The following is an 18,275-nucleotide window of genomic DNA, read 5'->3' as shown; positions in this document are numbered from 1 at the left end:
TGGAGGTTGCAGCATCGGAATGTGATGCTGCAACGCGAGGAAGCAGCTAGTTGGAGGAGCCCCAATACCGCTGCTGCTTGCCTATACGCTCAAGTCCACCTTCCGGCCTGTTCTTGCGCTCTCAATTGCTCCGAGCACCATGGCCATGCTCTTGATGTTGTCGCGCGAATCGGTCTCGGCGGGCCGTCCTTCCGCCAGCGCAGCGAACATCTCATCCAAGCAGCCGGCATGTCCCGATCGGCCAGTCCAGCTGTACGGCGCCTCGATCCGCTCCGTCTCGAGGTTGAACTTCGCCTCTTGCCCGGCCTTCACCACCTCGGCATAAGGGGCTTCATGACCGTCCCATATCGCGGTGCCTCGCTCGCCTTGAATTCTCCAGCTTGATTCCCAGGACGTATTAGCCCCTTCGGCGCACCAGGATCCCCGGTAGCAGAATACGGAGCCGTCAGACATCTCGAAGATACAGATCGCAGACGCATTGCCGGCATACCACGAGCCTGGAGGGTTGAACTCATGGCAGTAGACGGATACCGGGTCCGCTCCTGTGATGAATCTTGCTTGATCGAAGGTGTGGATAGCCATATCAAGCACTAGCGGGCTGTCCATGAGATCGCGGAAGCCGCCGAAGTGTGCGCCGATGAAGAAGTCAGCTCCGACATAGCCGACGCGGCCGATCTGCTCCAACGCAATCAGCTCGCGAAGCGCTCTAATGTGAGCGATATACCGTCTATTCTGCATAATGGAGTGAGACTTGCCGGTCTCATCGGATATCCGGATGAGCTCTTGCGCCTCGGCAATCGATTCAGACATGGGCTTCTCGCCCATCACGTGACAGCCTAATCTCATGGCAGTAGAGCTCACCTTGAAGTGGCTGGCCGGAATCGTTACGTCGAATACGACGTTCGCTCCCGATTGCTCAATCGCCTCGGCAACATCTTCATAAGCTGCACACGAGATCCCGTGTCTAGCCGCCATCGCCTCTGCGAATTCCTTCTTAATATCAATCAGCGCCACAATCTCGATATCCTCATGCTGCAGTGCATATTCCACCCATGTATTCGCCATCCCGCCGCATCCTGCGATTGCTGCCTTGTACTTGCTCATGGTTGAGAATCACTCCTATGTTGGTATATGATAAGTGCTACAAGCCCATTATATCGCCATGTAAGCCCTTAATCTCTATACAATCTTGGGCAATACCAGTGCAATCTTGTGCAGCAGTCCGACCCTACCAGGAGGCATGATATGACCTATCCTCAAGAGCTTCACGAGATGACTAAGCTAATGGACAGTCACTACCCGGTCAATGTATTCCGCAACAGCGGCCCGGAGGGACGCAAGGACGGCTGCATCTTGGGGCTGCACTGGCATGAGCACTTCGAGCTCATCCTGATGGTCGCTGGAGAAGCGGTGTTCCACATCGACAGCCAGCCCTATGATGCTGTCCCAGGCGATATCCTCATCGTTCCGGCAGGCGGCCTGCATGTCGGCTACAGCACCAGCAACGCGGCAATTGAATATGTGTCCGTCGTCTTCAATCCATCCTTGCTCAGCCCGATCACACCAGATCCCGTGCATGCTGAGTATATGATGCCATACCTAGAGGGATCCACGCACTTCCCGGTCAAGCTGCCAGCAGCCGATCTCTCCAGCGGAGCCGCTCGCCACATTCTGGAGCAAGCCATCTCAGAGTTCGAAGCGAAGAAGAGAGCGTACCAGATTGCTGTCAGAACCTATCTCTATCTGCTCTTGACTCAGCTGTCCAGACAATTCCTGCCGGAGAGCAGGGGGATTGCCTCCAGAGCCGCCTTTGCTAAGAACAGCGACCGGTTCAAGCCATTAATTCGTTACGTGGAGAGCCGCTATGCTGACAAGCTGACGATTGGGGAAGCGGCGAAGATGGTGAACATGAACCCTTATCACTTTTGCAAAAGCTTCAAGAAGTTGACCGGCAGCACCTTCATTGAATTCGTGAATCGGCATCGCATGCTAGCGGCGGAGAGGCTGCTGGTGGAGAGCGACCACACCATTACGGAGATCGCGGAGCAGGTGGGCTGCGGCAATCCGAATTACTTCACGAAGATGTTCAAGCAGTTCAAGGGAATACCGCCTTCACAAGTAAGAAGAGGGACATGTGTGCCAGAGTAAGCGGCCATAGCTATTAATTGAAGTCAAAAGAGGGCTAAGCCATGCAGCATGGCTTAGCCCTCTTGCTCTATCCCTATCCTTCAGGAATTTGCTCTATCCCTATCCCTCAGGAATTTGCTCTATCCCTATAGCTCAGGAATATGAATCTCGACCTCGCGGCGGCTCGCAGCTGAGCGCAGCACCCCGTCGATAATCGCTTGGTTGTACAGAATATCCGCTCCAGGTATAGGGGCGGGCTTACCGTCCCTAATGGCAGCGACGAAGTCATGCACCTTCGCTTCGAACAGGTTGATTCCGTGCTGAGCAACGGGGATCGGGCTCTCTGTATGATGGCCGAGCACATCATGGAACAGGGTAATGCTGCCCACGCTGCCATCCCATACGCCGCTCCAAGGCCCGCTGCCTGCCGGAGTAATCTTCAGTCCAGCATCCGTACCGAGGAACATCGTAGCTCCGAGCGTATCCATATGCATCGCCCACGAGATCTTATAGTTCAGGACGATGTCGCCCTCTAATCGAATCATCGCGACACCGAAGTCCTCTACATTGAACTTGTCGGCTTCGCTATGATACTTCGGATTCGTACCGAAGTAGTTGGACGTATAGGCCGACACCGTCAGCGGCTTCGGATAGCCGAGCGCGCTGAGCGCCATATCCAGAGAGTAGCAGCCAATATCGGCCATCGCACCGGCACCGGCCAGCTCTTGGCGGATGAAGGTTCCTCCAGGCATGCCGCGTCTTCTCCCGCCGCCCGTCTCCACGAAGTAGACCTTGCCGAGCTGGCCCGTCTGCACGAGGTCCCGAATCGTCTTCATATTAGGGTCATAGCGAGGCTGGAAGCCGACAGACAGCATGCGGTCACTCTGCTGCGACGCAGCGACCATATCTACCGCTTGCTCCAGAGTGACGGACATCGGCTTCTCCACGAGCACATGCTTCCCGGCGTTCAAGGCATCGACCGACGTCTCGTAATGGGCGAAGTTAGGCGTACATACACTGACTCCGTCCAGGTCAAGCTCGAGCAGCTTCCGATGATCCTCGAACGCTAAGGCGAATCCGAGCTGCTCCTGCTCGATGAATTGCTTGGCTCTTCCTGGCACGACGTCGGCGACGGCGACAATCTCCACGCCAATCATTGTCTTGTAAGCTGCCGCATGCGCTCGGGCGATGCCTCCGCTGCCGATAATTCCCACTCTAATGATGTCTGACACGATATGACCTCCTGGTTGCTACTTCATCTCTCGATACTGCTTCGGGGTAAGGCCTAGCTTTTTTTTGAACACATAATACAGATAGTTGCCGCTGGTATAGCCGTGCTGCAGGGCGATCTCCTCGATCGGTTCATTCGTCCGCCTTAGATGGCTGCATACATGGGCGAGCCGAATCGACTCCATATACTCACTGAAGGACAGTCCGCCGCATTCTCGGAAAATACGCTGAAGCTGCCGGCCGCTCACTTGAATCCGTTCCGCGACGCTCTCCAGCGTAAGTGCATCGGTGTAGTTGTCCTGGATATATTGGGTAGCCATCTGATAGCGGTGGTGGCCCATATCGCGCTCGGGGAGCGGAAGCTCAGCTTCATTCGGCTTGTAGGCTCTGACCGCCCGGCTCATAATCTGAATAACCGCATGGCGGTAGGCGGAGTAGAATGCCGGATCGTTCTGAAGCCAAGCGCGGTAAGCGAAGACGAAGTAATCCATCGCATGATGGAGGTCTTCGGCCGGATGCAGCGGCATCTCACGAAGGCCTGTCATACACAGCTCCGCCTCACGATACTCGGCCCCTTGCCCCCAGTTCTCCCTAGCTTGATCATCAGAGCCAAGAGCTTCCTCCAGCTCGACGATATCCACATGCAGACACAGCTCATCCATAGCTACTTCGCTATCAGCCTCTTGATAGTGGAGGACGCCTGGACCCGTCAGATAGAACATGCCCGCCTCCAGGCTGTACTCTTGCTTCTCGATGATAACCTTGCCCTTGCCGCTCGGAATGAAGTGGAATTCATACTCCGAATGCTTGTGGAATCCGACCATCCGTCCAGGGGGGAAGGAGGTCAGATGGCAGTGGAGAATGCGGATGCCGAATCTGCCCCAGCGGAAGGAGAGGTCGAGCCGGTCAAGCGCAGCCGGCCGATCTTCCATAATAGACAATCCTGCGGCCGCTATCTTCGGCTTCATGCTTCCAGTTCGTTCAAGTTCACAGCGCGTCCATGCTTCGCAGACAGATTCGCGGCTTCCATCAGACGCGTGAGCTCAAGCGCCAGCGCAATATTGTCATCCCCTGTCGTATTGTCGTTCACATGGTTCACCCACTGATCGAATGCGCCTGGAATGGAGTCTGGTACAGGCAGCTCCACCCAGCCTTGGGAGCTTGCTTCAATTAGGTTGCTGCGAACGAGCAGCTTATCCTCTGGCGTGCCGTACAGCAGGGAGCCTTCGGTCCCGTGAATCTCAATGGCGAATGGTGAATGAGCCGTTACGAAGCCAGCTTCCACGACGCCTACAGCGCCGTTCTCATAGCGAAGGACAGCAACCGCATTGTCTTCCACTTCCTTGCCTGTCACATATCCATAGTTAGCTGTAACGCTTACAGGCTCACCGAGGAACAGACGAGTCAAGTACATCGGATGGCATCCAAGATCGATCAGGGCTCCGCCTTGGCATTGCTCAGCATTGTAGAAGTGCTCAGGCAGCCAGCCGGCAAGCGCGCCGTTATGGGACAGCCTCACTCGAACTTGTGTCAGGTTGCCTAGCAGCTTCTTATCCAGCACGTCCTTCACCGCAAGCGTATATCCATGATTCAAGCGCGGCAGGGATACCGTCAGCTTCACGCCCGCTTCATTAACCGCTGCAAGGATCTCATTCGCTTCACGGAGCGTAGCCGCAACAACCTTCTCGGTGAAAATATGCTTGCCAGCTCTAGCTGCCTTAATCATCACTTCATGATGAAGATTCGTCGGCGTATCGACGATGACGCCGTTGATCTCATCATTCGCCAGCAGCTCATCAAGCGACTCATAATAACGGACACCGCGTTCCTTCGCTTCTCTCTGTCCGCGGTCAGCGAGCTCATCCCAGATTGCGACAATCTCAGTGCCTGGATGCTCGTTCGCTTCTCTTGCATAATCACCTGCGTGTACGTGCCAGAAGCTTAACATCGCTACCTTAATCATGAATATAATCTTCCTCTCTAGGCTTCAATAATACGACATGACTATAAAGTAACATAATCTCGTAGGTATTAATATTATAATTAAGTGACAACAGAATTCAGAAATTACGACATGATATTATCGATTCTTCGTTGGGAAGTAGCGCAGTGGATCGGCAAGGACGTACAGCCTGGCATCCTCCGGGATCGCGTCATCAAGACGGCTGTTGATTCCCATATCGCTCCGGTCGGCGATGAGGGTCGCTCCCTGCTTCAGGAGAGCATCGAAGGCCTCTCTGTATGTGCTCCAGCCGGGCTCTATATTCACCTCGATGACCTCATAGCCATGCTGGCGGCTGAGCAGTTGATGAATAAGGTCATTGTTGCCCTCACCCAGCGCTGACCGTACCGCGAGCCTCGACACCGCATCATGTGAGAGAATGAAGTCATTCACCTGCACATGCCGGAAGCTCGGAATATGCTTCTCCAGCATAATCTCTACTGTCGTATGTACGTTCGGGGCTGCTCGCTCAACAGATGAGGCGATGAGGAGCGACTTGCCGTCTACGAGCGAGGAATCATCGATGCTCCCATCTGCGAAAATAATAGCCGAGCTGGCTGTCGTGATGCTGGCTTGCTCCAATACGTCCTCTGAGGCAGCATCGCCGCTCACAAAATGTACTCTTGGATGATCAAAGGGATGCTTCTCGCCATGATCAATAATAAGGATGTCTGCTTGTGAGGAAGAGGAGAGTATCTCTTCCACTGCCAGCTTCGTCTTCGTGCTCCAATTGATTACGATAATATGTCCTTGCCCTCCGTACTTCAACTTGCCTGACCCCCTTCTTCGCTGCAGCTCGGCAGCGGCATCAATAATCTTGCCAATTAGTAGACTGAGCAGGCCGATCCCGAACACATAGAGCAGCATGGCCAGTCCCTTGCCCGCTGGTGTCACCGGATAGTAATCACCGTAGCCGACCGTAGCGATTGTCGTCATTACCCACCACATCGCATTGAACCAATTGCCGAACGTATCCGGCTCGAGGAGATAAGCAGCGGTCGAGCTTACGGCAACGAGCAGCACGGTGTTAATGAGCAGCAGATAGGTGCTCTGCCGCAGCAGCTTGTGGGACAAGCGTATTAGAAAATGCACATCTTATCCTCCCATTCCTACTTCTATTTGCATACAATATATCAGATTATGATAGGAAGGAGTGAGTGTTTTGCCGTTCTTTTTTATTGGTGCCGCATCCGCATTTTTCGGTTCCATGATTACATTTGCATTCGGTATGTGGATGGAGTCTATGACGTTCCTGATGGTAGCTATGGGTACGGACTATGTCACGGGGGTCGCTGCCTCCATTAAGGAGGGGAAGGGGCTGAACAGTTCCTTCGGGGCATGGGGCATTGCACGCAAGGGGCTGATGCTGCTAGTCATACTGGTTGCCCATCGCATTGATATATTGCTGGACGTGTCGAACAATATGACGATGGGCGCAGCCATCTACTTCTATATTGCTAACGAATTAATCTCCATCACCGAGAATTACGGGAGGCTGGGTCTGCCGCTGCCCGAGCAGCTGCGCCGGATGATTGAGGTTCTGCAAGATAAGAATAGAGATTAGTGCCTTGGCGGAATTTAACTTGCATGGACGAGCCGCCTCCCGTTATAATAAGAACAAATGTTCTGTTATGGAGGGTCGGCTATGGCCACTAGCAAGGAAGAGAGCTTAACTGCGGTTAAGAATAAGGAGGGTTCATCCGGACACCCGCCCATTCAGACGGAGGAAGAGCTTGCGCTTGTGAAGCGGTATATGCTGCTGGGCATCGTCATGAGAATTCTGGACCATGATATCCGGGCAATGGGCTCAGCTTCTATGAAGCTTCCTAGATTGTACGAGTCGATTCTGCGAGGTATCCAGGATCGAGTGCTGCTTGAGCTGGCGGCTATCCGCAGGCAGTTCCGCGAGGCAGGAATTAAGGTATATGAGGAGGAGCGGGGTACGGAAGGGCTCGGAGCCCAGTATATATGCCGAGGCTACCATCACCGTTTCTTTATGCTGTGGTCATTCGTACGAGCGGAATCGGAGCGGCTGCTGAAGCAGTTTTTGTCTCCATAAGTTCATACAATGTTCATGGTTTTGTCATATAAGCCAAAAAAATTTCCATCATTCTGCAGTTTAAGGTTGAGAACTCTGGACGATCTTATGTAATATAGAAAATAGACATTTTGATCGTAAAGGGGAGCACGTAGTTATGCAAAAGTGGATTATGTTTATCGTTTTTTCAGCAGCATCGCTGCTAGCGGTGTACCTGCTGACAGCAGGTCTGCCAGAGAAGCCCGTTGATGAGTCAGCAGCGCTTCCTGAAGGCACTACCTTGCTTAAGGTAGAAGCTTCCAATGACTTCGTATTTGACCAAGAGGAATATAAGGTGAAGGCCGGCGAGACGGTAAGAATGGTGCTTAAGAACACGAGCGGCATTCATGGCCTTGCTATTCAAGACTTAGGCGTTGAACTGACGGCAGAGGCTAATCAAGTAGATATCGAGATTAAGCCGGAGCAAGCCGGCAAGGTATATGAGATGGTCTGCTCCATTCCATGCGGTGCTGGACATACGACAATGAAGGCGAAGCTTGTAGTCGAAGCGGCCTAGACAAGAGGTCAACATAGACGAGGAAGGAGCCGATTAGGCTCCTTTTTTTTTGCCGATATTCGCATGATCAGGCCTCGTTCCTTGCCCGTCTGCGGTTCGCTGCAATGAAGCGATCGGCAATATAACCAATTAGAGCATAGCTGATGACGGTCAATACGTACATCCAGAGGACGCTAACCTCATGAATATCTACGAATAAGTCCGCAATCCAGGCGGGGATGCTGAACATGAAGAAGACGAAGTTATGGGGGTCGTAGCCTGTGTAATTATAGAGACAGAGGGCAAGCCCGAACAGGGCTGCTGCAATGGTTACGGTATAGCGCATGTCGTTGCCGACCTCCTTGGTCTATGAGAAGATTGCTCTAATGCGACAGCTTAGGTTATTATGTGACAAAAGGGTGCTCGTCATTCGGACAAGCATCTCATGATAAGGGGAGACTAGGACATGATTACTCATATCGTATGCTTCAAGCTAAAGGATGGGAGCGCGGAGAGTGTAGCACGCACAGCACAGGTTCTTCGCGACATGGAAGGCCAGATTGAAGAACTGAAGTCCATTGAAGTAGGAATAGATGTCCTGCACTCCGAGCGCTCTTATGATATTGCTCTCGTGACGAAGTTCGAATCGATGGAAGCTCTTGAAGCTTACCAGGTACATCCGGTTCATAAGAAAGTAATCGAGCATATGAGCCAAGTACGCGAGGCTTCAGTCAGCGTTGATTACGTAAGTTAGAAGGAGAAGAAGTTCATGCGTGACGTATATGAGATGCTGACTTATCTGCTGGTTGTCATTATTAGCAGCATAGTCATGGTTGCCTGGCTGAAGCGCAAGGCCAAGAAGAAGAATGTGAAAGCAGGAAAATAGCATGTACTATGTAAATCAAGAACAGCTGGCTGTAAGGCTGCAGGTGCTGCCGGAGCTTGCAGCAGCGCTGGATATGATCAGCGCTAGCTGGCAAGGAACGCTGCTTGAGGGTCTGGCTCAGGAGAGGGCGCTGCATCTGGCTCTGGAGACCGTCACAGATGTTGGAAGCTTCCTCATTGACGGATTCATCATGCGGGATGCGAGCAGCTACGAGGACATTATAGATATTATTGCTTCAGAGGGAGTCTTCTCAGCGGAAGAGCTTCCTATGCTGCTGCAGCTCGTTAAGCTGCGCAAGCCGCTCGTTCAAGATTATTACGAATGGCCACGGAGTGAGCTGCATCCCCTCTCACTGGAGCTTCCGAAGCGGCTGCTGTCCTTCAAGCAGGCAGTAGAAGCTTACCTTGCGAGAGAGCTGGAATAGTCGTTACAGGTGTTGATTAGGTGTTGATAACCTTCCTTATAGGCAGGGGATCAACACCTTTTTCGTATTATCGTGTCAGGAGAGATAGAAATATATGCTTCGGTTGTGTCAAGACAAGCCCATGCTGCTTATACTGTCAGTACGAACTGGGCGTTAGCCCGGGTAATCCATTCAGGAAGGCAGGAGGAATGGCACATGATTGCAGCATGGAGCGCCGCAGTGATTGCAGCAGCCGTAGTTATCCTTGTCATCGGCGTACTGCTGGGCATTAGAGGAGCGATGAACAAGCTGACCACCATGCAGGCAGGTGTGGATGAGCTTGGGCAAGAGCTAATGGGGCTTGCGGCTGAGGTGAGAGCGGTCCTCGTTCCTGCCAGTCAGACGCTGCAGGCGGCAAGCCGTCAGCTCGGAGCTACGGGAAGGTTGTTCGATGCAGCGGGTCAGATAGGTGAAGCCATTGAGCATACGACCTCAGCTGTTCATCATGTAACCGGTGCGATCTCGAAGGCAGCAGCCAAGTACTCCGAACGATCTGTCGCTAAGCTCGAGGAGACGATGGATTGGGCTGAGCTTGGAATTGCTGCATGGCAGCTATGGCATGCTCGCCGGCAAGCATCAGGGGCCGTCTCCCGTTCCTCCGAATGGAGTTCACAGGGTGAAGGGCAATCTAATAGCAGAAGGAATGAAGGGAGCGAATGATGATGGCTAACCGTAACAAGTCGACCGGCTTTCTGTTAGGCGCATTGGCTGGAGGAATTATTGGTTCTGTAACGGCGCTGCTGTTAGCGCCTAAGGCGGGCAAGGAGCTTCGTCAGGATCTGGCAGACACGACAGGCAAGGCTCGTGAGACGACGACAAGGATAGCAGGAGAAGCTCGTGCTGCGAGCAGCCGAATAGCGAAGGAAGTGAGCGAGAGAGCCGTTCATCTTGCTGGCAGAGCTAAGGATGCAGCAGGCAGCGTGGCGGAGAGTGTGAAGGGCTGGCGTGAGGCTGTGAAGCCTGAACAAGATGAAGAGATTCAACTGCAGGAGGCATCCGAGCTGCCGCAGATTGTGGAAGCGAAGGAAGCTGCGGTAGACAGAGAGCTTCAATCCATTAATAGATAAGCTGCATGCTGGTTGATAACAAGCCGGGCTGAATCCTTTTGGGGTGCAGCTCGGCTTTGTGCCTTGTATGGCAAGCACCCGTTTCTTGAACCTTGTCCCTAATTGCGTTAAGATGTAGGTACCTTTTCGAACCTATGTTCATATGCTATTTTGGTCGAAGCTGGAGAAATTTGCTTAAGGAAAGCGGTGTGTTTGTGCAGCAACCGATTGCGATACTAGATTCAGGCGTAGGCGGGCTTACAGTCGCTAGAGAAGTCATGCGCCAACTGCCGCGTGAGAAAATTATTTATTTCGGGGATACAGAACGTACGCCTTACGGACCAAGGCCGGCTGAGGAAGTTGTTCGATTTACCCGTGAGATCGTCGATTATCTTGTTCAATTCGGACCGAAAATGATTGTCATCGCTTGCAACACAGCGACAGCGGTTGCTCTGGAGGATATTCGTTCTCGGCTGAACATTCCTGTCATTGGAGTCATTAACCCTGGTGCTCGGGCAGCCATTGGCCGTTCCACTACAGGTCAGATTGGTGTAATTGGAACAGAGGGGACGATTCGCAGCGGCGCCTATGAGCAGGCCTTGCGTCAGCTTAATCCCCATGTACGTGTCATCAGTGAAGCATGTCCGCTGTTCGTTCCATTAGTCGAGCAGGGCAACTTCAGATCGAACGAGACCCGTGAAGCGGTCTATCAGTCCATCGGACATATGAGGAGCTACTCACTCGATACCCTTATCCTTGGCTGTACCCATTATCCATTCCTAGTGGACTTAATATCCGAAGTGATGGGACCGCAGGTGATGCTAATCAGCTCGGCGGATGAGACGGCAAGGGAGATTAGCGCGATTCTTCATAATGAGGGCAAGCTGTCACGTGGAGATGAGCTTCCCGTCCACCAGTTCTTCTGCAGCGGACAGCCTACCATGTTCAAGTCGATCGCACAGCAATGGCTGGGTGAGCAGATCGAGCTTACTCCTGTCGTATGGCAAGTTCCGAAGATCGGATAAGCAGGAGACCTGCCAAGCTTAAGACGAGAGCAGCCGAATTCCTAAGGAGGAATTCGGCTGCTCTATTGTTGTCATGGAGCGACCTGCTTCCTGCATACAGTGATAGGAACTGTAGGGAATAGGGAGGATGGCAGCTATGAATCTCATGAACGATCAAGCAACTTCCAGCCGCAGGCTGGAAGGGGGGCAGGCTGCTGGAATGGTCGAAGCAGCAGCTTACGGACCTGCTGAGCTTAGCCGGAATCTGCGGCAGCTGCAGCAGTACTATCCTTGCTTAGAGATGCGATCAATCGGCAGAAGCGTGCTTGGCAAGAAGCTATGGGCCGTCACCTTCGGCAGGGGCAGCCGGGCGATTCATGTGAATGCGGCTTGCCACGCCAATGAATGGATCACTTCGCTCCTCCTGATGCGGTTCCTCGAGGACTTAGGTCAAGCTTATACACAGGGGGGCAAGCTGCGCGGTACGAGCGTGAAGGAGTTATACGAGGAAGTAACGCTGTGGGCCGTGCCCATGGTCAATCCCGACGGGGTTGAACTGGTCGTGGACGGGCTGCAGGAGCATCACCCTTACTATGAGCAGCTGCTGCAATGGAATTATGGGTCGGCACAGTTCCGCAGGTGGAAGGCTAATGCACGGGGAGTGGATCTCAATGACCAGTTCCCTGCTCATTGGGAGGAGGAGTGCCGCCGCCGGGGAACCGAAGGGCCGGGCCCGCGTGACTATCCAGGGGAGTCGCCTCTCAGCGAACCGGAAGCGCAATCCCTTGCGGCGTTAACGCGAACGATACCGTTCGAGCTCGTCGTCGCTCTCCATACCCAAGGGCAGGAGATCTACTGGAATTACCGGGACTGCGAGCCTCCGGAAGCGGAGAGCCTTGCCCGCAGGTTGGGTAATGTCAGCGGCTACAAGCCCGTCAAGCTGACTGGAAGCGATGCCGGCTACAAGGATTGGTTCATCCAGCAGTTCAGGAAGCCTGGCTTCACCGTCGAAGCGGGATATGGCGTGAATCCGCTCTCTCTCAGCCGCTTCGAAGAGATCTATGATGAAGTGCAGGCTCTGCTCGTAGAGGTGCTCCGCTGTCATCGCGGGGACAATATGGTATAATACGAGCATAAGTCAGACTTAAGGAGTGGATGTCATCATGCGCAAGCTGCTGTCTCTCAGACATTGGAAGCATCTCTTCGTGAGGATCGGGCAGCTGCTGGTCTCCAAGCAGGTATCTCTAGGAGATAAGCTGCTATTCCTCATTCCAGTGGGCTTATATTGGATTCTGCCGGATGTGCTGCCGTATCTTCCGATTGATGATATTGCCGTCACGATGGTTGCGGCTGAATGGTTCGCCCGCCGGACGGAGCGGAAGTATCGGCTTCCGACTAAGCTGAACTAGAGGTTGAAGTTCTGCTCTCCATTCTATAGAATGATATAGATTACTGCCATTGCCGCCGAGGGCGGTCTATTTTACAATACAAGGAGTTGTCGTTATGAACTGCAAGATCTCACGCAATGCGGCCAAGGAATTGAAGCTTGAGCTGGACAAGCCGGAGAACGAAGGCAAGCTGCTTCGGGTATACGTTACTCACTCCCATGGAGACCATGCACACTACGGTCTAGGCATTGACGTGCCTTCCGAGAAGGATGTTGTCGTATCCACGGACAAGGAGATTGATGTCATACTAGAGCAAGGCAATGAATTCCTTGACGGCATTCGAATCGATTATTTCTACACCCCTGAAGAGGGCTTCGTAATTACGAATCCGGCTAAGGGCAATCACGGCGACCACTAAGCAAGCAGCTAGCAATGGAGCCATAATGGGAGAGTAGCACACATGGCTAACGATATTCGAATATGCGACAAGTGCAAGCATACTCGTGTGAAGACGATGCTGACGAAGCTGAGTAAGATTGCACCGGACACCGAGGTTAAGGTAGGCTGCAAGTCGTATTGCGGGCCATGCTCACGCTTCGCCTTCGTGTTCATTAACGGAAGATACGTTACGGCGCCGACGGAGGACGAAGTCATCGAGAAGGCCAGCAAGTACGTGAAGAAGTAAGGCGATAGCCTTATAGGATAAGACTCTGGAGATGTCAAGCAATCTCTGAGTCTTTTTTTATCGTTAGAGAGGGAGGGAGCGGAGCTTCCATGCAGTTAACCAGACGTTACTACTCGGCAGGCCTCGTGCTGGCCGTCGTCTTCATCCTATTGGCAGAGCTGCTCTGGCTGCCTGATCCTCTCCGGCTGGGCGGCATGCGATGGATAGAAGTCATTAATGGACTGACGTATGCGGCAGCGGCTGTTCCTCTGCTGTGGGCAATCGGCGCAGCAAGGGGACTGACGCGGGCTGAGCGCAGCAGACAAGCCCTTCGATATCGGCGCGCACGATGGTATCGGGCCATTATCGGAGTAAGAATAACAGTATTCGTGCTCAGCTTGGCTGCTGCGATTACAATCCTTGCGGTACCTAAGCTGCTGCTCCTCCTGTTCGTCCTGATCTGTGCTGGCGTCCTGTTCCTGTTCGCAGATATGATTCTAACGGAGACTGCATGGCTGAGGAGAGAGAAGCAGCGGTTCATGCCGAAGAGAAGTCTAACGACGCTGCTCATGACGGGGCTCCTGCTGCTGCTGCTGCTCTGTCCTACGGACTATGAGGTGAAGTACCCAGGACTGACGATGAATCTGAGTCATTATGCGGCGGTAGAGGGAGGGAGCCCGAGCAGCTCCATTGACGGAGTACTCGTGTTCGTGCGAACCGCCTTCCCCGTAGATTGGCTCTATACGGCGATATTCCCTCATTATGAGCTGCACAAGATTGAGGTGGAGCGTACCCCGCTTGATGTCGCCTATGCCCAGGTGTCGGCGATGAAGTCCGATGCGAATGAAGCAGCCAGCGCGATTGCCATGCAGAGAGCTGGGCTCGGGCGCGGCGTGAAGCTCGCTGGTGTAAGAGTGATGTCCGTCCTGCTGAATGCCCCTGCAGCGGGTCTGCTTCGTCCAGATGATCAGATTACCCGGCTGGAAGGGCGAAGCATAACTTCGCTGAAGGATGTGGCAGCAGTGATGGAGGAGGTTGAGCCGGGACAGACGGTTAATGTGCAGGTGAAGAGAGACGGTCTCAGCCTGCAGGTAGCTGTCACCACTCGGGCTGCGAGTACGGACCCGCTCCGTCCAGTCTTGGGAATCACCATTCAGAATGATTATACATATGACATTCCGCGGGAAGTGCAGTACAAGTCCTATATTGCCCATATTGGAGGCCCTTCGCATGGAGCGATGCTGACACTGGCTCTGCTGGATCAACTGACACCCGGCGGCATCACGGGAGGTATCCCAATTGCCGGTACGGGCACGATAGAGCCGGATGGCCGTATTGGAGAGGTCGGAGGGGTGCGGCAGAAGGCCTATACCGTCAGCCGAACGAAGGCCGAGGTGTTCTTCGTACCCGCGAGTGAAGAAGGAGAGGCTCGCATAGGGGCCCCTAATCTGAATATTGTGCCTGTTCGTACAGTGGAAGATATGCTGAAGTGGCTGGAGCAGCACAAGAAGGACTAGAATGAATGAATAAAACCTCCCGTGTTACAAGATGCCCGCGAACGGACACTTGTAACACCAGGAGGTTTTATTTATTTCTTACCGGCAGCCTTAGCTGCTTCCTTATTAAAGTCAGCGATCAAGTTATGGGTCACTAACCGGTCTGACATATTAAGCTCGTCTCGGGCAGTCTGGACGTACGGCAGACATTGATTCACATCACCAATCGCATTCTTGGCAATGTCCCAGCACTTGCCGTTCTCCGGAACGCCGTCAGCGGATGGGAAGTAATAGATCTTCCCGTTCGTGAATGCGCCGCTGCGGATGACGACCAGCTTGCTGTCGACAGGCTTGTCGGTAACGAGCGGAAGACCGGCCAAGTGCTGCTTCGACGTGTCTACGCCAAGCAAGTGAAGAATCGTCGGCGTGACATCAATCTGGCCGCCTGCTTGCTCATGTACACCAGCAGCAGCGTTGTCCGGCAGATGAACGAGGAATGGAACTTGCTTCAATATCCGATCTCTCTCCACTTCGCTCAGCGGCTTGCCCAGGAACTTCTCATAGACCGGCCAATCCTTGTAGGAGTTGTCGTGATCCCCATAGAGCAGGAAGATTGACTTATCCCACAGTCCTTCAGCCTTGAGCTGCTCTACCAGTGCGCCTAGAGAAGCATCTACATAGTGAATCGACTGCAGATAATCACCGAAGATCGTCCCCTTGAACTCCCCGACATCGAGTGTCTGATAGCTCGCCGGCATTGTGAACGGGTGATGACTGGACAGCGTGATTAAGAAGGAATAGAAGGGCTGCTGCTGCTCCTTCATGACATCGACGGACTGGCGGAAGAAGGACTTGTCGCCAAGCGACCAGCCAACTGGCTCGTCAATGGTGAAGTGCTTCTTGCTGTAGAACGTATCGTACTTCATATTCTCGTACATCGTATTGCGGTTCCAGAATCCGCCTTCATAGGCATGGAACACAGAAGTGCTGTAGCCCTCAGACTTCAGCGTCTTAGGCAGACAATCGAATGTGTTCTGAGCATATTGGATGAAGACAGATCCATTCGTCAGCGGCTGCAGCGAGCAGTTCGCGAGGAAGTCAGCATCCGATGTTCTTCCTTGAGCCGCTTGGTGGTGGAAGTTGTTGAAGTACGCACTCTCGGCTGCGAGCTTGTCGAAGTTCGGCGTAATCTTCTGCCCGCCAATGGACTTGCCGATCATGAAGTTCTGGAAGGCTTCAGCTTGAATCATAATGACATTGCTGACTTCATAGGCGCCGAAGAAGCTGTCACTCTGAAGTCCCTTGCGGACTCCGCCAAGCGACTCGGACCATTGCTTCGTCTGGGCGATCTGCTCGTCAGACAGCTTGTTGTCATTCAGCCAGTTCTGATTCGCGTAACGATAGATATCATACCCGTGGAAGCCTAGCACACCTGTCACATTGTAGAGAGACAGATTCCACCAGTTACCAGTGAATACGGCGCCGCCGCCGGAGCGCTTCACTTCGTTGATATGTCCGAATACGAGGTTGGACCCTACGACGAAGAGAATGACACTTAATGAGATTCGAAGCACAGCCTTGCGCCATAGCGGCGTCCGGCTCGCTGTTGTCTCCCTCAGATCATGCCGGCCGAGCCAGATCGCATAGACGGCGAACGGAATGATGAACGGCCAATCCGCCATCAAGACGAAGTCCTTCGCACTAATGAGTGTGGAGATACTGCCTCCCAGCGAATCAATCTGACTGGCTTGCATGAGGACTGGGACGGAGATGAGATCTTGGAAGTAACGGTAATAGATGAGATCGGAATAGAGGACTAACGTCAGCAGCACATCAAGGACGACCAGCGCTACGATTCGGCCTCGTGTAGGGAGCCAGATCGTCCAGAAGCAGATGAGTGCGATCGTTCCTACAGCCACAATCATATCGTCCATATTCATTCTCATGTTCTTCACATTAATAAATCGATCGAATAGATATAACTTCATCATCATTGCAGCAAAGAATAATAACACGTCTGCAGCCATCAGTCGCTGAGTAAGACGCAACGAGAGACGCATGCTGCTGCGTGCGAGTTGCAGCGGTCCTGACATAAGAGCATGTTCCTTTCTGTTTACAAAAAATATAAAAAAGAGTACCTTTCTCATTATAGGGGGCACAGACCTATAATTCAAACGAAAAGCTGGTATAAGAATGTAACATTCTCATACCAGCTTGTGGAAATGGCTATTGGGCTTACTTCCGGGGAGGAAGAGGGCCGAAAAATTGGTAGTATTGACACTCTATGCGTCCGTTGAAGAGCTTGCGCTTCTTGTCTGCCTTGCGTCCGAAGTAATGCTCCAGCGACTTGGCAGGGGAGAAGGCGAAGAAGGACCACGTCGGCAAGTAATGGGCGGCCAGTCCGAGCTGTCTAAGCACCAGGTCCGCTTCATCCTCATCGCCAAGACGCTCTCCGTAAGGCGGATTCGTAATGATACATCCGTAATCGCCTTCCGGCCGAACCTTCGCAACCGGCATGACTCGCAGCTTAATATCCTTGGCGAAGCCGGCCTTCTTCACGGCAGCCTCCGCTATCTCAATAGCATAAGGATCGATGTCAGAGCCGGTAATCTCCAGCGGAATATCGTCCTTCACCGAATCATAAGCTTCCTCTCTCGCCTCGTCCCACAGCTCGTCCGGCACGAGCGGCCAGCCTTCGCTGTTGAAGCTGCGACGCAGGCCCGGTGCGATGTTCCAAGCAATCATGGCTGCTTCAATCGGTATCGTCGCTGATCCGCAGAACGGATCATACAGCGGCCGTTCAGGGCTCCACCTGCTGAGCTGAATAAGGGCCGCGGCCATCGTCTCCTTAATTGGCGCCTCCGTGACGAGCTTCCGGTAGCCGCGCTTATGAAGCCCAGGGCCAGTAGTATCCAGTGTGATGAGTGCGCGGTCATTCAGCATCGATACCTCGATGACATAACGTCCGCCGTCCTCCGGGAACCATTCCGTATGGTACTGCTCCTTCATCTTCTCTACAACAGCCTTCTTGACGATCTTCTGACAAGCCGGGACACTCGACAGGAGCGACTTGTGGGACCGTCCCTCCACCGGGAACTCGCCGTCTCCTGGAATGAAGGAAGGCCAGTCAATCGCCTTCGTCCCTTCGAACAGCTCATCGAAGGTCGTAGCCGGGAACTCTCCCATCTTAATAAGAATCCGGTCTGACGTTCTGAGCCATAGATTCGTACGGCATATATCGGCAGGCCCTCCTGTGAAGATGACGCGTCCGTTCTCTACAATCAGGTCCTCATAGCCTAATTCCTTCAGTTCTCTTGCGATTACCGCTTCTAGTCCCATAGGGGATGTTGCAATCAATTGCAGCTTCATCTGTTCAACTTCACTCCTTGTATCGTT

General features: G+C 53.2%; 22 protein-coding genes. 14 read left to right on the top strand and 8 right to left on the bottom strand.

Translation table 11 applies throughout. The features are described from left to right. Positions 1-81: 81 nt before the first annotated feature. Positions 82-1,104 (bottom strand): Gfo/Idh/MocA family protein, encoded by a 1,023-nt coding sequence (locus ACFO9Q_RS17790; RefSeq protein ID WP_379184505.1) that lies wholly within the window; start codon positions 1,102-1,104, stop codon positions 82-84. Positions 1,105-1,245: 141 nt separating this feature from the next. Between ACFO9Q_RS17790 and ACFO9Q_RS17785 the strand changes: the two genes are divergently transcribed. After that, positions 1,246-2,148: a helix-turn-helix domain-containing protein gene (locus ACFO9Q_RS17785; protein ID WP_379184503.1), complete on the top strand. Its 903-nt coding sequence runs from the start codon at positions 1,246-1,248 to the stop codon at positions 2,146-2,148. 125 nt (positions 2,149-2,273) lie between these two features. On the opposite strand, the gene ACFO9Q_RS17780 is transcribed toward ACFO9Q_RS17785, so the two are convergent. The 4 genes from ACFO9Q_RS17780 to ACFO9Q_RS17765 all read right to left on the bottom strand — a co-directional run bounded on the left by ACFO9Q_RS17780 (position 2,274) and on the right by ACFO9Q_RS17765 (position 6,451). Then, on the bottom strand, positions 2,274-3,359 hold the full coding sequence (locus ACFO9Q_RS17780; RefSeq protein ID WP_379184501.1) for a Gfo/Idh/MocA family protein: 1,086 nt from the start codon (positions 3,357-3,359) through the stop codon (positions 2,274-2,276). Between the two features lie 18 nt (positions 3,360-3,377). Further along, a complete protein-coding gene (locus ACFO9Q_RS17775) occupies positions 3,378-4,325 on the bottom strand; it encodes an AraC family transcriptional regulator (protein WP_379184499.1) in 948 nt (315 codons plus the stop codon). Continuing rightward, positions 4,322-5,320: a Gfo/Idh/MocA family protein gene (locus ACFO9Q_RS17770; protein ID WP_379184497.1), complete on the bottom strand. Its 999-nt coding sequence runs from the start codon at positions 5,318-5,320 to the stop codon at positions 4,322-4,324. Before ACFO9Q_RS17770 ends, ACFO9Q_RS17775 begins: the two co-directional genes overlap by 4 nt. 117 nt (positions 5,321-5,437) lie before the next feature. Then, a complete protein-coding gene (locus tag ACFO9Q_RS17765) occupies positions 5,438-6,451 on the bottom strand; it encodes a potassium channel protein (RefSeq protein ID WP_379184495.1) in 1,014 nt (337 codons plus the stop codon). Between the two features lie 70 nt (positions 6,452-6,521). On the opposite strand from ACFO9Q_RS17765, the gene ACFO9Q_RS17760 reads away from it, so the two are divergent. The 3 genes from ACFO9Q_RS17760 to ACFO9Q_RS17750 all read left to right on the top strand — a co-directional run bounded on the left by ACFO9Q_RS17760 (position 6,522) and on the right by ACFO9Q_RS17750 (position 7,953). Beyond that, positions 6,522-6,923, top strand: a complete 402-nt coding sequence (locus tag ACFO9Q_RS17760) for a phage holin family protein (RefSeq protein WP_379184493.1) — start codon at positions 6,522-6,524, stop codon at positions 6,921-6,923. A gap of 81 nt (positions 6,924-7,004) precedes the next feature. Continuing rightward, on the top strand, positions 7,005-7,418 hold the full coding sequence (locus tag ACFO9Q_RS17755) for a hypothetical protein (protein WP_379184491.1): 414 nt from the start codon (positions 7,005-7,007) through the stop codon (positions 7,416-7,418). A 136-nt stretch (positions 7,419-7,554) separates the two neighbouring features. Continuing rightward, positions 7,555-7,953: a cytochrome C oxidase subunit II gene (locus ACFO9Q_RS17750; protein WP_379184489.1), complete on the top strand. Its 399-nt coding sequence runs from the start codon at positions 7,555-7,557 to the stop codon at positions 7,951-7,953. Between the two features lie 67 nt (positions 7,954-8,020). On the opposite strand, the gene ACFO9Q_RS17745 is transcribed toward ACFO9Q_RS17750, so the two are convergent. After that, positions 8,021-8,278: a hypothetical protein gene (locus tag ACFO9Q_RS17745; RefSeq protein ID WP_379184487.1), complete on the bottom strand. Its 258-nt coding sequence runs from the start codon at positions 8,276-8,278 to the stop codon at positions 8,021-8,023. A 120-nt stretch (positions 8,279-8,398) separates the two neighbouring features. Between ACFO9Q_RS17745 and ACFO9Q_RS17740 the strand changes: the two genes are divergently transcribed. From ACFO9Q_RS17740 to ACFO9Q_RS17695, 10 genes are all read left to right on the top strand, one after another. After that, complete coding sequence (locus tag ACFO9Q_RS17740) at positions 8,399-8,686, top strand: Dabb family protein (RefSeq protein ID WP_379184485.1); 288 nt, start codon at positions 8,399-8,401, stop codon at positions 8,684-8,686. Between the two features lie 133 nt (positions 8,687-8,819). Next, complete coding sequence (locus ACFO9Q_RS17735) at positions 8,820-9,242, top strand: DUF86 domain-containing protein (protein ID WP_379184483.1); 423 nt, start codon at positions 8,820-8,822, stop codon at positions 9,240-9,242. Positions 9,243-9,437: 195 nt separating this feature from the next. Next, the gene (locus ACFO9Q_RS17730) at positions 9,438-9,941 is read left to right on the top strand and encodes a hypothetical protein (protein WP_379184481.1); all 504 of its coding nucleotides are present in this window, start codon (positions 9,438-9,440) and stop codon (positions 9,939-9,941) included. Next, positions 9,938-10,348, top strand: coding sequence for a YtxH domain-containing protein (locus ACFO9Q_RS17725; RefSeq protein ID WP_379184479.1), 411 nt, complete (start codon positions 9,938-9,940; stop codon positions 10,346-10,348). The genes ACFO9Q_RS17730 and ACFO9Q_RS17725 overlap by 4 nt, the downstream gene beginning before the upstream one ends. Positions 10,349-10,542: 194 nt before the next feature. Next, entirely contained in the window at positions 10,543-11,352 is an 810-nt protein-coding gene (racE, locus tag ACFO9Q_RS17720; RefSeq protein WP_379184477.1) for a glutamate racemase, read from the top strand. 136 nt (positions 11,353-11,488) lie between these two features. After that, positions 11,489-12,457: a M14 family metallopeptidase gene (locus ACFO9Q_RS17715; RefSeq protein ID WP_379184475.1), complete on the top strand. Its 969-nt coding sequence runs from the start codon at positions 11,489-11,491 to the stop codon at positions 12,455-12,457. Between the two features lie 37 nt (positions 12,458-12,494). Next, entirely contained in the window at positions 12,495-12,740 is a 246-nt protein-coding gene (locus ACFO9Q_RS17710; RefSeq protein WP_379184473.1) for a hypothetical protein, read from the top strand. 94 nt (positions 12,741-12,834) lie between these two features. Beyond that, the gene (locus tag ACFO9Q_RS17705) at positions 12,835-13,137 is read left to right on the top strand and encodes an iron-sulfur cluster assembly accessory protein (RefSeq protein ID WP_379184471.1); all 303 of its coding nucleotides are present in this window, start codon (positions 12,835-12,837) and stop codon (positions 13,135-13,137) included. Positions 13,138-13,179: 42 nt separating this feature from the next. Further along, entirely contained in the window at positions 13,180-13,404 is a 225-nt protein-coding gene (locus tag ACFO9Q_RS17700; RefSeq protein WP_379184469.1) for a DUF1450 domain-containing protein, read from the top strand. An 89-nt stretch (positions 13,405-13,493) separates the two neighbouring features. Next, complete coding sequence (locus ACFO9Q_RS17695) at positions 13,494-14,900, top strand: PDZ domain-containing protein (RefSeq protein ID WP_379184467.1); 1,407 nt, start codon at positions 13,494-13,496, stop codon at positions 14,898-14,900. A 71-nt stretch (positions 14,901-14,971) separates the two neighbouring features. Here ACFO9Q_RS17695 and ACFO9Q_RS17690 read toward each other — a convergent pair whose 3' ends face one another. Beyond that, positions 14,972-16,972 (bottom strand): LTA synthase family protein, encoded by a 2,001-nt coding sequence (locus ACFO9Q_RS17690; protein WP_379184465.1) that lies wholly within the window; start codon positions 16,970-16,972, stop codon positions 14,972-14,974. 142 nt (positions 16,973-17,114) lie between these two features. Beyond that, positions 17,115-18,248: a THUMP domain-containing class I SAM-dependent RNA methyltransferase gene (locus ACFO9Q_RS17685; RefSeq protein WP_379184463.1), complete on the bottom strand. Its 1,134-nt coding sequence runs from the start codon at positions 18,246-18,248 to the stop codon at positions 17,115-17,117. Positions 18,249-18,275 lie beyond the last annotated feature (27 nt).

The sequence above is a fragment of the Paenibacillus sp. GCM10023252 genome, assembly GCF_042653305.1.
In the GTDB taxonomy this organism is placed as follows: domain Bacteria; phylum Bacillota; class Bacilli; order Paenibacillales; family Paenibacillaceae; genus Pristimantibacillus.
This window is presented reverse-complemented; position numbering and strand designations above follow the sequence as displayed.